Raw genomic sequence first — 15,096 nt, forward strand, 5'->3', positions numbered from 1 at the left:
AATAGATGGACTCATGGATTGAAGGATGGCTCGGGTCCTTCGCCGGGGCAGACCGGGAACAACGAAATCATAGAAAGAGAAAATTTATCGATCGGATTCCTTCATCCGGAGAGGTTCAGGCGGCAATTCAAGGTATTGCGGGTTGTTTGAAAAAAGCCTTGCAAGACGATGGCCGAGAAGGGTTTGTCGCGAAGATTGAGGATGCGGAACTCGTGGGGGATCTGCTGGAAATCGCCTACGAAACTGTGCGTCCGGACGCGGAGCTTGCTCCTTATATGATGCCGGTAGCACGATTCATGCATATCGATAAAAAGGCAACGGACAAAACCGATGCGGAACGGTATGTCCAGTATAGAGCAACAGTACTTATGGAGGCAATGCTTTCGGGAGAAACGGAGATGCCCGCTGAAGCGGCGGCTTTGATTCTATCGAATTATTACATACGAGATATTCCGACACAGGAGCTGTACGGCAAAATATGCTGGAGGCTGTCCGAACGGGGAATCAATATTTGCTCCCGGATCAATTGGCTGCATACCGGATTTCATAACTATGAAACTCCCGAACTGGCCGGCAATAACTTGCTGGCTTTATGGTCGGCGATCCGCAAGGGATATTTCGATTCGCCGATTCCCGATAGCGATAAAACCTATCAAGTATGGCTATGGCATATCGTTACAAGCTGCGTATCCAAAATGAAAAAGAAGTACCGGGAAGATATCCGTTTGGGAGCCGTAGGTTGTCTGCTTGATGTTTCAAGCCGTTACCCGCAGACGCAGCGCTTGATTCTGGAGTGCATGGAAAATTGGGGGATCGCCGAACCGGGCCGTCCGAGGAACGATTTGGCTAAAGACCTTAAGGAACTGTATGCAAGGTGCAGAGAGCATCCCGGTACGACTTGCTTGCCGGAAGGTTATGTGATTACGAAGAAAGGAATCATGAAACAGTGACTAATTGGGAGATATTGGGGATTGAGCCGACGAAGGATAAATCGCACATAAAAAGAGCATACGCCAGAAAGCTAAGAACGGTTCATCCGGAAGACGACCCCGCTGGTTATCAGCAGCTTCGGGAAGCGTTCGATACGTTGATGAAGCAAGCGGACCGTCCGGATGTTTCTTTCGATGCCATGGATAGGCCTCAGGAGCTTCATATGCATCCGGAAACGGATGTCACGATTGCCACGGATGCCGTTTTTCAAGCGGAAAGTACTTACGAATATACGCAGGAGTATGAACAGGATCCTATGGAGCTTTTCGAGCGGCATCTTCATGAGCTTTACGATGACATCCATCGGCGGATGGACCCGGAGGAATGGCGGAACCACCTGGCGAACCAGGATTATATGTGGGACATGGGAGGGCAATACGAACGTTTTGACCTGTTGATGTCGTTTTTGGACGAACACCGGCATTTGCCGCATCCGGTATGGATTGTGCTGGACGATCTCTTTTCGATGACCGAAAGCTTTGAAGACGACGACTATTACGATGAAGAACTGGCCGAGTTTGTGAAATCCGGGATCAACGGATCGCTGGCGATGGGTTATGACTGCTTTTCAAACAAAGAGTTGACGTTCGATATCGAAGAGTATCTTGATCTTCGGCAGTCCGCGCAAACCAGCTTGATGGAAGGGGATTTTGTACAAGCGGGGAAAGCCTTGTCCGAAGCCAGGACCCTGTTCCGGCAAGATCCGGATCTGGAGCTCATGAGGGCGAAGCATGCATTGCTGGCCGGGGATTCGGAAGCGGCGTTGAATATGCTGACTTACCTGATTGAAATGAATCCGAATCTTCCCGAAGCTTACCTTATGCGGGGAAAACTATTGCTGGATCGTCAGGAATACATAGAAGCGAAGCGGGACGGGGAGTATGTGCTGGAGCATTTTCCGGTAACCCAGGATGCTTACTGGCTGGTATGGGAATGCCGCGCCGCGCTCGGCGAGACCAAAGAACTGTGGGAGGAAGCGGCGAAGTACAGCGACATCACGCAACGATTTTTCCATTTCCGGGTTTACGACGTTTTGGCACGGATGAGAAACCGGCATTTATTTTCGCAGGAATATAATCCCCGGACACCGGAAGAGAAGCGGCGGATTCGGAAATTTAAAATACTGGGAAATATTTATATGTTCTTAAAGCTGAACTGGCTGTACCTTTTGGTTTTCCTCATATGGAAAATGGCGGCGGATACGTATTCTCCCGTGATGCTTGTCCTGTTTTTGCCCGTGCTATGGAATACGTGGAAAACAGCAAAAGTTTCGCATGTGCTGAACAACTGATATTAGGAGGAGAATGATGTTAAAAGAGTATAGTTCTTCTCGGCAAAAATCGTTAAAACGGTATTTTCGCTGTTTGTCATCATGCTGCTTCGATGGAATTATGGGCGAATATTTCACGGTTTTCGAATTTAACCCGATCAATCGGGTTTTCCGAAAAGGACAGGCGAAGATGGCGCTTAAGAAATGGAATATCAAAAACGCGGATGAGATGAAGAGCATCATCAACGGCCTGCTGGATACGACATCCGGATTAAGTTCGGAATACCGCAAGCTGCATGAACCCCTGTTTGCGCTGCCCGAATCCAGCCGGGAGAAGTACTTGGAATCCCGCAAAGATCATGACGAATACGGGAAGCTGACCATCGTAAACGTGAGTCTTCATCAAATGCCCTCGGGGGATATTTTCGGATATGAGGCAGCTTGGGCCGTCGCTTTGAGCCGAATCGGAGAATTCAAAGGCTGGATGACGGCCGAGGAGGCATGGCAGCTCAAGCTTCATGCGGCACGGATGCTGCAAAGCCGTTACGACAGCTGGAGCGATTTCTTCGTGGCTTACTGTATCGGCACTCATTTTGATGAGGAGAAGCCGGAAATCAAGCATTATATGAGATCCAGTGCCATGTTCACTCTGCTGGAGATGAGTTCTCTACCCTATAAGAAGGCTGCGTGGAACACGAATTTGGAGCCGGATCGAGAGGTATAGCGGTATAGAGGTTGAATTACGGCCAGCCGGGGGGGCGATTTATTTGCCGCTTAACCGTACACGGCGACGAGCAATAAGGATAAGCAGGCGATACCCGCCAAAGGCGTCATGATCCATTTCTCTTTCGGGCTTTTGGAAAGCAGGTTGGCGATCGTGTTTAAACCCAGGAAAGCGGTCATGATCCATAAAATGATCTTCGGAAAGCGAAAGCCGTTTTCAAAGCTGACGATGCCGGCAACATTCAGCGAAACGGCGGCGAAAAACAGAAGAATGAAAAACGAGAACAGGCTGGCGATCCGCAGCTTCCCCGGCAGTTTCCCTTTGTGAAACCCTCCCATCGTGATTTCTCCCCAAGGCGCGCCCAGTGTGAGCAGTAGTTGAATGATCGCAATCGCGACGAATAGCACCGAACTTACGATCGCCGCCGATTGCACGTAGACTTCACCCATGATTTTTTTTCCTCCTCCAGTTTCGACTATCTTGGAATTATTGATATTCGGATCGGCTGGGGATTAGCATCTAAAGCCAGGGCGCCGAATCTTTAAAATATAGATTCAGCGCCTTTCTCATTCTATTACGCTACTTTTTGCGAACTGGCTCCAGCAAATGGATCAAATAGGCGTTTCCGCTATCCTCGGGACGATCATTCCGGATGTGTTCTTCAAAGCAAAGCCGTGATCGATGGTCCGCTTCGTAGTCCGGGTTATCGGCTATTCTCTTCATTAGAGTCTTCCACGAGCCGGGGATGTCGTCATTGCTTTCCATCATCGCGTAAAGACCGCCTTCGAATCTCATTTCTTTCAGATGGGGCGGAATCTCTGCCTGTTCCGGAACGGAAGCGCACATCTCATAACCGTAAACGGCCGAGTTTTTGCTTGGATATGGCGGCATATTTCCGCCGAATAGCCGGGCGGTCCCGACCAGGTTCTCTTTTTCCAGCCAAGACTTTACGGGAGCCAGGGCCTCCTCCTCTGGGGATTCGCTTACGGCGATGCAATAGGCGAATCTCATCGGCGGGAGCGTTATATATTTTACGTTTGCGGGGTTCGGTAGCGGATTTGTCACTGAGAAAACCTCCTCTTTTTTCGTATCATGATACATGGAATTCATTGTTTCTTTGATCTCGGTCAGCAAAGCTGCGGTGATCGGTTTACCGACATAGGAAGAGGACTGCCGCAGCAGGGCGTTCAACGCCTGTTCTTTGGATACATACTCGCTCTTCCTTTGAGAGAGCAAATTCATGAAACTGGCCAGTTCTTGGCGCATGGTTTGAAAGGACATATCTTCAAGCACGGCTTTGATTTCTTTAATCCCCATATCGTAGCTTCTGAGAAAAGCGGTGACTTGAATGGCAAGAACAGCATGTTCATCATAAACCCGCCAGCCGGAGCTAGCGTTTCGTGAGCTTTTAAACAGCCCTTGAGATTCCCAGTGGCGCAGGGTCCGGCTCGTCAGCCCTAACTCCTGGCACAACTTATCGATTCCGATCATGGTATCGTTCACGTCGACTCGACTCCCATCAAAAAATAATAAGGCCTTATGGGATTGATTGTAGCAGTTTACGCCGCGTCAATTGCAACGACGTTTTTCATGATCGTGATTTGCGGAAACACCGATGATCACTGGATTTTTTTAAAATGCAACCTGTGGTTGACAATTTGCCAGCTTGGTTTGGTAGCCGTTAACGGCACGGCAAGCTTATGATGAGCGTGAGGTGATGGAGATGGATTTTGCGGAAAAATTGCAAAGTTACAGAAAGCAGAGAGGCCTGTCGCAAGAAAAGCTGGCGGAAATTATCGGCGTGTCGCGTCAGGCGGTATCCAAGTGGGAATCTGGGCAATCGTATCCTGAAATGGATAAGTTAATCGCGCTCAGCGAGCTGTTTCACGTTAGTTTGGACCATTTGGTCAAGGACGTGTCCGATCGGCGGGAGGAGGAGGTTCAGCATTTCGTCCCCAGTTCAGCAAACATGCATTCGAGGCCTAGATTTCATTATGAGTACAAGAGCAAGACGTCATGGTTCGGCGTTCCGCTGGTTCATATCCATGTCGGACGCGGCATCCATGTGGCCAAAGGAATCATCGCCATCGGCAATATTGCGGTCGGAGGTTTGGCGATCGGAGTTGTCGCGCTCGGAGGACTATGTTTTGGCGTACTGGGGGCGGGACTCATCTGTTTGGCGGCATTGGCATTGGGGCTATTGCTGGGCGCGGGAGGCTTCGCGGCAGGCGCCTTGGCTTTCGGCGGGCTTGCCATAGGTATCGTGGCCGTCGGCGGGTTGTCCATCGGCATGTTCTCGCTCGGGGGCTGCGCCATCGCCTCGCATATCGCTATCGGAGGATATGCGAGCGGGCATATCGCGATTGGCGATATGGTGAATGGAGCATATACGGTTCTTGTCCCGGACGGCGATTTTGGCAGTATACAAGCCGGGCAGGTAAGGGAGCTCATTGGGCAAGAGTATCCGGATTTATGGGAGACGTTTAGGGAGTGGATCGTTTCATTATTAACGAGAGGGTAATAATCTCAACAGGACGGATTAATAAAGGCGAAAATAAGCTACTACACCAATACGTAGGCGATCGAAACGTATTTTTAACCCCCAAGTTCACAAGGCAATAGATCGTTACCAAATGCGATCCAATCAGTAGATATCATTGGAGCAAAATCCATAATATATTCACATTTAGATTAACTTACATAATTTACAATATAAGGTGCTAGTTATATGCTATATATGATTTACATAAATTATGAGAGGAGAATTTAGGAATGAAAAAAATTTATATCTTTTTAGTCGGTTTACTTTTAATGGGATTTGCAGGGACTACCACTTACGCCGAATCATTTACTAATGGAAAGGCAGTTGTTACTATTCTTTCTGAGTATGACACTAAGTTACTAAGTGATGAACAAATCAATGAATTAAAAGAGGTTGGTTGGCAAGTAAATGAGAACGGTAGTATTTCCATCTCTTTTCCACTTCGAGGAAAACTAAATATTAATGGGGAAGAAGTAATTCCAAACAGTGACGGTACTTTTTATATCAAAGATAACCTCGATACTATTGCATTACAATATGGAGATACAACAATTCAATTAAAGAAGAACAGTCAAGGATTATATATGTATAATCACGTCTTGAATTGGGATACATTATGGAATCTCATGGATGAATCCGAGAAGCTACATAGGCAAAATAAATTTCAGGGTTTAAGTCCAATAACATTGAAAGGCTATTACGATGAATACAGTGAAGGTGATACTGTTCATTGTAACCGCTTTAACGGGGGAGCTTCAGATAATGTACATTATCCAAAAGATCACTGGAGAGCCTATCTGAACTTTATTGGAAGTGACTGCCAACAAGCTATCACAGACAACACTTTTTATGCAGCTCTTTGCGCAAATGATTACACAGATGATCCTTGGTGCAATGGTACTGGAGTAGCAGCAGCATGTTCAGCACTTATAGGGCATAAAACAACCTACCATAAACATGGAATATTCTAAGATAATAAAAGGAGGCCTTCAAAAAAGGTCTCCTAGATATTACATTTTTTTTGTAAATCTAAAAACTAAAAAAGGTGTGGAAAATGAACTATAAAAAAACCACTTTTGTAAGTGCCCTATTTCTTATCATCACTTTTTTAGTACTCTTCTTCAGCTCTATTCTTGCAAAAATGAATGTATACTTATCATTCTCTATATGTCTATTGATTGGCATTACTTGTCTCTTTCTAGGCGGTTATTCATTAGCTAAAAGACTATCAACACCTATCTCTATTTTTATTATATCAACATCTCTAATTATATTACTCAACTTTCGCACCTTGAAAATTAGTGTTAAGCCTTGATATGACTAGGATTTCTTATTGAAAAATCTCGTTCTTGACAGAAAAACACCTTTCCGTTTGGTAAAATGGAAGTAGCTAAACAAACCATTCCAAACAGAAAGGTGCGTAACTCTATGGTACAACACAACTTCCTGTCTGAAAAGGGCCAAGAACGAATCTCGACTTTATTTTCCGCTTTGCAAATCGGACAACTGTTGCGCAAAGCCGGCATTTCCAAGTCGTTCGGATTGTCCAGTCTTGCCATCTTTCAGCTGATCTTTACGCTCGTGTTTGAAGGGCGCAATTGGTTTCGTCTTCTGCATAGCGACCGCCGCCAGTCGTTGCCTGGCAAAGATGTAGTCTATCGATTCTTAAACCATCCACGCTTTGCCTGGCGACGATTTTTGCATGCCTTGAGTCTGAAGGTCGTTCAGCATTTTGATTCCTTAACCTCTTCGTCCCGCGTTCGGACGTTCATCATTGATGATTCGGTTCTTCGCAGGGATCGCAGCAAGAAAGCCGAGTTGCTTGCCCGCATCTTCGATCATACGACGGGGAGATATGCTCGCGGCTACAACATGCTCACGCTCGGATGGTCGGATGGCTTCAGCTTTGCGCCCATCGATTTTGTCATGCTCAGCTCGGCCAAGCTGACGAATCGCTTTTGCGAGATGAAGGAACGTCTGTCCAAGCGTACCCAAGGCTACAAACGCCGCATCGAGGCGCTTTCACGCAAACCGGATGCCGTGGCGGCTCTGCTTGATCGAGCGATTCAGGCTGGATTTAGCGCTGACTTTGTCCTGATGGACAGTTGGTTTACCCAAGCGCCTCTGTTGCGTGAACTGATGGCGAAAGGTCTGCATGTCATTGGGATGGTCAAGGCGATGAAACAACGATACCGGTTCGACGGAAAAAGCCTGACGCTCCATGAACTGTATGCCCTGTTGCCAAAGCAGAAAAACAAAGAAATCCTTGGCTCGGTCATCGTTCAAACCGCCTGCGGTTTGCCGATCAAATTGGTCTTTGTGCAAAACCGCCATCGGCGGCGGGATTGGCTGGTTCTGCTCAGCACCGATTTGGCGTTGGAAGAGGCTGAAATCGTTCGCATCTACGGCATGCGTTGGAGCATTGAGACGTTCTTCAAATTTGCCAAATCGTACCTGAAGCTGGGAACGGAGTTTCAAGGTCGTTCGTTTGATATGCTCATCAGCCACACCACGATCGTGTTTACCCGTTATCTCGTAATGGAATGGGAACGCCGTCACAACAACGACGCGCGGTCGTTGGGCGGTCTGTTTTTCCTGTTTTCCGACGAAGTTCGAGACCTGGATCTCAAAACGGCTTTGCAGCATCTGATCGCATTTTTCATGGCGTTCACGGAAGCGAAATCCAAACGGGATCAGTCTGCCGTTGTATGTCAACTCCAGCAATGGATTGCGAGTTTGCCCAATTATATCAAGGCTTTGTTCGGAAAATTAAGCTGCGAAAGTTGAGTTATATTATTTTTCACCTTTTTCTCTTATTTACTTCCTGAAGCAGGCTATCCCCCTCTTATAAAATATAAAACACAGTAAATAGTGAAGGAGAGCTCATGAGAAATAAGTTTCTATTATTGCTATTTGTCTTTGCTGTACCTTTGATAGTAAGTTGTAGCTCCGTTGGAAAATCACCAGATTCTATTATACCAATTAAGCATACATTTAAAAACGGGATATTAACTTCTTATATTGAAAAACTTAATCCGGAGGATTCGTATTCTATACAATTAAATGCAAAAATGAAGGGGATGGAGGAACATAAAGTTAGTTACAGTTACAATGACAAAGACTATACTGATGATGGTAACTCATACACTGCAGAAATAAAAATACCTATGGAGGGGGAGTGGATATTGGACTATGTAATATCGAATAGTGATACGACATGGACATACTCAACCATTGAAAACCTCGGGGTAGGTAATGAAGAGTATTACATAGACTCCAACATTTCTCCAGAGATTATCTCAGTTAATGACACGGTAGAGTTTAGATTTGTTATATATAATCAGTTCGGTGAAACAATAACACAAGAAGAAATTAATATAAATCTTGTATCTGATAATAGCAGCCATGTTCTATCTGAGAAGGTAAAAAGTAAGGATGGAGTATTCACCTTCAATTTCCGTTTTACTGAAAATGGAATTTGGAGATTGGATTTTATATCCAACCTTGTGTCAGATAGTTTTTTAATTCCAGTTGGTGAAGAATCAAGAAATGCGCTCAACAATATGATTAACAATTATGAAAATCATAGTCAAGAGAATCATATTCATGAGGATAGTAGTCAAGATAATCATATTAATGAAATTCATGTCAATCATTAGCTCTGATATGTTTGCTTTTACATAAATAGTAAACAAGCATCCTGGCTTATTTGGATGCTTTGTTTACTGTAATGCTCCACTTTGTCAAGACACGATTTTCTGAGGAATAATTTATGTCCCCCTTTTCGTGTAGACTACTATTGTAGCTGTTTAATAAAATGTATAGCAATGTTCTGGTTTGATTCCTTTGGTTCTGTCAAAATTATTGTGTACATTCATGAGAAGGAGCTCCTCGGGGATTTGGATTTAAGTTAAGTGATTGTCAATCCGTTTCGGATAAAAGAAGGAAAGCTGGAGCAGCATCTGGCCATTCGTGAGTAGTCCCCACGTTTCTTTCCTTGTAGCTGGCGATACATTACTTTAGTTTTTTCTCGTTAAAATTTTTGATAGCAAATTTCAGATGAATAAAAAAAGACAATACCCCTCAGGATTTTAATAATCCGTTAGGTTGTTGTCCTTTAATTCGGAACAGTCTCTGCCTTTGACAACAAAATACTACCTGGTCGGAAGGAACGGACCTTTAACATATAAAGAAAAATCGAGACGACAGGATTTGAACCTGCGACCTCTTGCTCCCGAAGCAAGCGCTCTACCAAGCTGAGCCACGTCTCGATAATAAATAAATATGGTGGAAACACTAATAAATTATACTCCTTTCGTCGAAGCTGTAAAGAGGGGCATTCGGGCTTTACGTGAAAAAGATTTCTCTGTTGCATGATGCTGGGAAGATCGCTATTCCTGTGGCGCTTCCCATTGACGAAGACGGGTTCCATTTTATATAATAATGGATAATTCAATTGGATATTTGTAACTTTGAAGAGGATTATTAGTTTGAATTCCTCCACCCAGAGAGCCGGTGCTTTGGTGCAAGCCGGTTGGAGAGAGCAAACGAACTCGCCTCGGAGTTACGATGCAAAACATCGTCGTCTTACCTGCGTTAAGGGTGTAAAGGGAGCGAAGGGCAAAGCATGTCCGGCGCTAACTAGGGTGGTACCACGGGAAATTTCCTCTCGTCCCTAGCGATAATACGCTACGGATGGGAGGTTTTTTTATTAAGGAAGTTCAAAAATCATATTTTGATCACGAAGGCACTCGTGAAGCGGATTCGACATCGAATCTTGAATTCAGCTCGGTCCTTCCGGTGCTCACGTAGGTTTTGCCTACGCTCCGCTCCTCAGTCCCGGCTTCATCCAACCTTCTCGGTGCTGAAAATCTGATTTTTGAACAAGATTTAATTTTTTTTCAGGATGTTTAATTAGAACCACGCTTTTCAAGGAGGATTCAACGGATATGACGGACAAAAACATGCCGCAGGACGTTTACCAGGCTCAGGCGATCGAGCCGAAGTGGCAGGCGTACTGGGACAAAAATCAAACTTTTAAAACACGGGAGGACGCGGGGAAACCGAAGTTTTACGCGCTGGATATGTTTCCTTATCCTTCGGGAGCCGGACTTCACGTAGGTCACCCGGAAGGCTACACGGCGACGGATATCGTGTCCCGCTTCAAGCGGATGCGCGGTTATAACGTGCTCCATCCGATGGGATGGGACGCCTTCGGCCTGCCGGCGGAACAACACGCGCTCGATACGGGCGAGCATCCGCGCGACATTACGGTCAAGAACATCAACAATTTCCGGCGCCAAATCAAATCGCTCGGTTTCTCCTACGACTGGGACCGGGAAATCAGCACGACGGATCCGGAGTACTATAAATGGACGCAGTGGATTTTTATCCAATTGTACAAAAAAGGCCTTGCCTATGTCGCCGAAGTTCCCGTCAACTGGTGCCCTGCATTGGGGACCGTACTGGCGAATGAAGAAGTCATCGACGGCAAAAGCGAACGCGGCGGTCACCCAGTTATCCGCAAACCGATGCGCCAATGGGTGCTGAAAATTACGGAATACGCGGAACGCCTGCTGGAAGACCTGGAGGAGCTTGACTGGTCGGAAAGCATCAAGGATATGCAACGCAACTGGATCGGCAAATCCGAAGGCGCGGAGGTCGTATTCGCGATCGACGGACATGACGAAACTCTGACGGTATTTACGACTCGTCCGGACACCTTGTTCGGCGCGAGCTATGCCGTGCTCGCACCGGAGCATGAGCTTGTCGCGAAGATCGCGACCGAGGCGCAGCGCGATGCGGTCAAAGCGTATCAGGATCAGGCCGCTCACAAGAGCGACTTGGAACGCACCGACCTCGCCAAAGAGAAAACCGGCGTATTTACCGGTGCCTATGCGGTGAACCCGGTAAACGGCGCGAAAGTGCCGATCTGGATCGCGGATTACGTATTGGCCGGCTACGGAACCGGTGCGATTATGGCCGTTCCCGGTCATGACGAACGGGACTACGAGTTCGCGAAGCAATTCGACCTGCCGATTATTGAAGTCGTCGAGGGCGGAGATTTGGCGAGAGAGGCTTATGCGGGAGACGGGCCACACGTCAATTCCGAATTCCTGAACGGGTTGTCCAACGAGGAAGCGATCAAGAAAATGATCGCCTGGCTGGAGGAAAACGGCAAGGGTAAAGGGAAGGTAACCTACCGTCTTCGCGACTGGCTGTTCAGCCGCCAGCGTTATTGGGGCGAACCGATTCCGATTTTGCATCTGGAAGACGGCACGATGAAGCCGGTGCCTGAGGACCAGCTTCCGCTGGTGCTGCCGGACGTCGACGCGATCAAACCGTCCGGTACGGGCGAGTCGCCGCTGGCCAATGTGACCGAGTGGGTGAACACGACCGATCCGGAAACCGGATTGCCGGCACGCCGCGAGACGAACACGATGCCGCAATGGGCGGGAAGCTGCTGGTATTACCTGCGTTATATCGATCCGCATAACGATAAAGAGCTGTGCTCCAAAGAGAAGCAGGAACAATGGCTGCCGGTCGACTTGTACATCGGCGGCGCGGAACATGCCGTGCTCCATTTGCTGTATGCGCGCTTCTGGCACAAGGTGCTTTACGATCTGGGCGTCGTTTCGACCAAAGAGCCGTTCCACAAGCTGGTCAACCAAGGGATGATTCTCGGAACGAACAACGAGAAAATGAGTAAATCCCGCGGCAATGTCATCAATCCGGACGAAATCGTGAACAAGTACGGCGCGGACACATTGCGCATGTATGAAATGTTCATGGGCCCGCTGGAAGCGACCAAGCCTTGGAACGAGAACGGCGTGGAAGGTACGCACCGCTTCCTTTCCCGCGTATGGCGCTTGTTCGTTGCCGAGGACGGCAGCCTGAACGCGAAAATCGTGGACGGAGACGGCAGCGATGAGTTCAAACGGACCTGGCACAAGACGATCAAAAAAGTGACGGAAGACTTCGAAGCCCTGCGTTTCAACACTGCGATCAGCCAGCTGATGATCTTTATCAACGAAGCTTATAAGACGGATGTCGTTCCTAAGGCCGCCGCGGAAAACTTCGTGCAAATGCTGTCCCCGCTGGCGCCGCATCTTGCGGAAGAATTGTGGGAGAAGCTTGGCCATCAAAACACGGTCACATATGAGCCGTGGCCTGCCTTTGACGAAGCTTGGACCGTCGATTCCGAGGTTGAAATCGTCGTCCAGGTCAACGGAAAGATCGTTGACCGGACGAAGATATCCAAAGATCTCGATCAAGCGGCAATGCAAGAGCACAGCTTGAGCCTGCCGAACGTTAAACAAGCCATCGAAGGCAAGTCGATCCGCAAAGTCATCGCCGTGCCAGGTAAACTGGTCAACATCGTCGCCGGTTAAACCCGCCCGTCCTGGACGACGCCTTCGTCCGGCAACGGGTGGAACAATTCGTCCAGCTTGCCGAGATCCTCGTCGAATTTCCGGTGGGTCGTTTCGATCAGGCTGGCGAATACCTGTTCAAGGCTGCCGCGCAGTACGGCGATCCCTTCGGCGGTCACTCCTCCCGGAACGGCTACCCGGCGCTGCAGTTCTTCCGGCGTAAATCCGCCTTCCGTCAGCAGCTTCCCGGTACCGTGAACCATTTCCGCTCCCAGGCGGACGGCATCCGCCAGTTTGATGCCGGTCTGTCTGGAGGCGGCTTCCGCCCACTGCTGCAGGAAAAAGGCGATGAACGCCGGACCGCAGCTGGCGATGTCGGAAGCAATGCGCGTCTCGGTCTCGCGGATGGGTACCGGAATGCTGATGGAAGACATCAGCTGCTCCAAGAGGAGGCGGTCCTCCGGCAAAATCCGGCTTCCGTAAATGCAGAGCGATGCCCCGGATAGCTCCGAGTGGGTAATGGAAGGGATAATTTTGGCGATTTTCGAAGGGATCCGCTCTTCCAGCATGGCGATTTGCACCGGACTGGTGATGGACACAACGATTTGCCGCTCGGTCAGCACTCCGGCCAGTTCATCGATAACGGCCGGATAATCGAGCGGCTTCACACATAAAAATACGATTTGGCTCCCGTTCGCGGCTTCGGCAATGCTGCCGGTAACGCGAAGTCCGGGATGCCGGTCCGCCAGCAGCTCAGCCTTGTGCAACGAGCGGTTACTGGCGCAGATGTAATGCGGGTGCAGCGCACCGGAACGCAGAAAAGCTTCTATCAGCAAGCTTCCCATCGATCCTGTTCCGATGAAGGCTACTTTCATCCCGGTTCCCCCTTCCGTGCGCAACCTGATTTTTATCAGTGCGAGCGAGTTCAAAATTCCGAAAACACGGTTTTTTGAACATTTTATTTATATGTATGCATCTTGATTGGATCTTCATGACCTAACGGGATCATATTCTTTGGAGATAGGGGAGTTCGGTTTGAAGGGGAAGTCCATTTGGATATCGGTTATTTCCGCTGCTGCGGGCGCTGGGCTAATGCTGCTGGCTCTCGGAAGCGGCGGGTCGTCGGGGATCGAAGGCTGGGTTCCGTTAAATGAAGGCATCGCTGCGGCGATGTCGGAGCAAACGGAACGGGTGGCCGATAAGGGGAAGAACGGCAAAGCGGAAGCGGCGGATGTCAATGCTGTCGGCGGCAAGGGGGAAGTTGATTCCCCGGCTGCTGCAGAAGCAGGAAATATAGCGCCGATTAAAACCGGGAACAACGCCGAATCCAAGCCGGCTGCAGAGGGCAATTCGGCAGAGACGCCTCAGGATCAAGACGGCAAAGTCAGCATCAACACCGCCGGGACTCTGGAGCTTCAGGAAATACCGGGTATCGGGGAAAAGAAGGCGCAAGCCATCGTGGAATACCGCAATGCCCACGGACCTTTCGGCTCGGTGAACGAGTTGACCAACGTCAAGGGCATCGGAGACAAATTACTCGAAAAAATGAAGCCGCATATCAGGCTGTAAGAACAGGAGAGAGGGCAGATGAATCCGGATCAACGTAAAGACTGGGATACTTATTTTATGGATATCGCCTATATGGTTTCTACGCGTTCCCGATGCAGCCGCCGGCATGTCGGCGCAGTGCTCGTACAGGGCAAGAAGCTGCTTGGAACAGCGTATAACGGCGCGCCGTCGGGAGTCCCGGATTGTTCCGAGGCGGGATGCATGATTTCGGAGCAATATGAGCTTGCCGTTGTGGACGGGAAGGAAACGATGGTCAAAAAACAGCGCTGCGTCCGAACCATTCACGCGGAACAAAATTTGCTGCTGTTTACCGACCGGATCGACCGCGAAGGCTCCAGCGTATACGTGACGGATGAACCTTGCTGGACCTGCGCCAACATGCTGGCCAACAGCGGGATTACGGAAATCGTGTTCCATCGCCCTTATCCGAAAGATACGGCCAATGTGACGGCAATGATGGCACAGAAGGGGATCGTGTTCAGACGCCTGGAAACGTATGAGCCTCCTCGAGAAACAGTAAGCGCAATTGAAAATTGAAGCGGGCATCTGTTCTGCCCGTAGGATGCGGGAAGAACCTCATCTGCCGAACGGCGGATGGGGTTCTTTTTTTGTCATGGCCACTATGAGGGAG

At 48.6% G+C, this 15,096-nt stretch carries 13 protein-coding genes, 1 tRNA gene and 1 other annotated feature; of the genes, 10 read left to right on the forward strand and 4 right to left on the reverse strand.

What is annotated here, in order from left to right; all coding sequences use genetic code 11:
• Nucleotides 1-5 precede the first annotated feature (5 nt).
• The 3 genes from ACSFXJ_RS08675 to ACSFXJ_RS08685 all read left to right on the forward strand — a co-directional run bounded on the left by ACSFXJ_RS08675 (nucleotide 6) and on the right by ACSFXJ_RS08685 (nucleotide 2,984).
• Nucleotides 6-950 carry a hypothetical protein gene (locus ACSFXJ_RS08675; RefSeq protein WP_435924772.1) on the forward strand — a complete coding sequence of 315 codons (945 nt, stop codon included), beginning with the start codon at nucleotides 6-8 and terminating at the stop codon, nucleotides 948-950.
• The gene (locus ACSFXJ_RS08680) at nucleotides 947-2,281 is read left to right on the forward strand and encodes a hypothetical protein (protein ID WP_435924773.1); all 1,335 of its coding nucleotides are present in this window, start codon (nucleotides 947-949) and stop codon (nucleotides 2,279-2,281) included. The genes ACSFXJ_RS08675 and ACSFXJ_RS08680 overlap by 4 nt, the downstream gene beginning before the upstream one ends.
• Before the next feature lie 169 nt (nucleotides 2,282-2,450).
• Nucleotides 2,451-2,984, forward strand: a complete 534-nt coding sequence (locus tag ACSFXJ_RS08685; RefSeq protein ID WP_435924774.1) for a DUF1266 domain-containing protein — start codon at nucleotides 2,451-2,453, stop codon at nucleotides 2,982-2,984.
• Between the two features lie 50 nt (nucleotides 2,985-3,034).
• On the opposite strand, the gene ACSFXJ_RS08690 is transcribed toward ACSFXJ_RS08685, so the two are convergent.
• Nucleotides 3,035-3,433: a hypothetical protein gene (locus ACSFXJ_RS08690; RefSeq protein WP_435924775.1), complete on the reverse strand. Its 399-nt coding sequence runs from the start codon at nucleotides 3,431-3,433 to the stop codon at nucleotides 3,035-3,037.
• 130 nt (nucleotides 3,434-3,563) lie between these two features.
• On the reverse strand, nucleotides 3,564-4,487 hold the full coding sequence (locus tag ACSFXJ_RS08695) for a MerR family transcriptional regulator (RefSeq protein ID WP_435924776.1): 924 nt from the start codon (nucleotides 4,485-4,487) through the stop codon (nucleotides 3,564-3,566).
• A 220-nt stretch (nucleotides 4,488-4,707) separates the two neighbouring features.
• Here ACSFXJ_RS08695 and ACSFXJ_RS08700 point away from each other — a divergent pair, with 220 nt between their 5' ends.
• The 4 genes from ACSFXJ_RS08700 to ACSFXJ_RS08715 all read left to right on the forward strand — a co-directional run bounded on the left by ACSFXJ_RS08700 (nucleotide 4,708) and on the right by ACSFXJ_RS08715 (nucleotide 9,185).
• Nucleotides 4,708-5,505, forward strand: a complete 798-nt coding sequence (locus tag ACSFXJ_RS08700; RefSeq protein WP_435924777.1) for a helix-turn-helix domain-containing protein — start codon at nucleotides 4,708-4,710, stop codon at nucleotides 5,503-5,505.
• Nucleotides 5,506-5,756: 251 nt separating this feature from the next.
• Nucleotides 5,757-6,497 (forward strand): hypothetical protein, encoded by a 741-nt coding sequence (locus ACSFXJ_RS08705; protein WP_435924778.1) that lies wholly within the window; start codon nucleotides 5,757-5,759, stop codon nucleotides 6,495-6,497.
• A 457-nt stretch (nucleotides 6,498-6,954) separates the two neighbouring features.
• Nucleotides 6,955-8,313, forward strand: a complete 1,359-nt coding sequence (locus ACSFXJ_RS08710; RefSeq protein WP_435922015.1) for an IS4 family transposase — start codon at nucleotides 6,955-6,957, stop codon at nucleotides 8,311-8,313.
• A gap of 98 nt (nucleotides 8,314-8,411) precedes the next feature.
• The gene (locus ACSFXJ_RS08715) at nucleotides 8,412-9,185 is read left to right on the forward strand and encodes a hypothetical protein (protein WP_435924779.1); all 774 of its coding nucleotides are present in this window, start codon (nucleotides 8,412-8,414) and stop codon (nucleotides 9,183-9,185) included.
• A gap of 538 nt (nucleotides 9,186-9,723) precedes the next feature.
• On the opposite strand, the gene ACSFXJ_RS08720 is transcribed toward ACSFXJ_RS08715, so the two are convergent.
• Nucleotides 9,724-9,797, reverse strand: a tRNA-Pro gene (locus tag ACSFXJ_RS08720).
• A gap of 192 nt (nucleotides 9,798-9,989) precedes the next feature.
• Nucleotides 9,990-10,206, forward strand: a binding site (T-box leader).
• 269 nt (nucleotides 10,207-10,475) lie between these two features.
• Here ACSFXJ_RS08720 and leuS point away from each other — a divergent pair.
• Complete coding sequence (leuS, locus tag ACSFXJ_RS08725) at nucleotides 10,476-12,917, forward strand: leucine--tRNA ligase (RefSeq protein ID WP_435924780.1); 2,442 nt, start codon at nucleotides 10,476-10,478, stop codon at nucleotides 12,915-12,917.
• Here leuS and comER read toward each other — a convergent pair.
• On the reverse strand, nucleotides 12,914-13,771 hold the full coding sequence (gene comER / locus ACSFXJ_RS08730) for a late competence protein ComER (RefSeq protein ID WP_435924781.1): 858 nt from the start codon (nucleotides 13,769-13,771) through the stop codon (nucleotides 12,914-12,916). The genes leuS and comER overlap by 4 nt on opposite strands.
• 160 nt (nucleotides 13,772-13,931) lie before the next feature.
• Here comER and ACSFXJ_RS08735 point away from each other — a divergent pair, with 160 nt between their 5' ends.
• Both ACSFXJ_RS08735 and ACSFXJ_RS08740 read left to right on the forward strand, forming a co-directional pair.
• A complete protein-coding gene (locus ACSFXJ_RS08735; RefSeq protein WP_435924782.1) occupies nucleotides 13,932-14,465 on the forward strand; it encodes a ComEA family DNA-binding protein in 534 nt (177 codons plus the stop codon).
• 18 nt (nucleotides 14,466-14,483) lie between these two features.
• Nucleotides 14,484-15,002 (forward strand): deoxycytidylate deaminase, encoded by a 519-nt coding sequence (locus ACSFXJ_RS08740; RefSeq protein WP_435924783.1) that lies wholly within the window; start codon nucleotides 14,484-14,486, stop codon nucleotides 15,000-15,002.
• The last annotated feature ends 94 nt before the right edge of the window (nucleotides 15,003-15,096 follow it).

It is taken from the genome of Paenibacillus salivarius (assembly GCF_051307165.1).
Lineage (GTDB): Bacteria > Bacillota > Bacilli > Paenibacillales > Paenibacillaceae > Fontibacillus.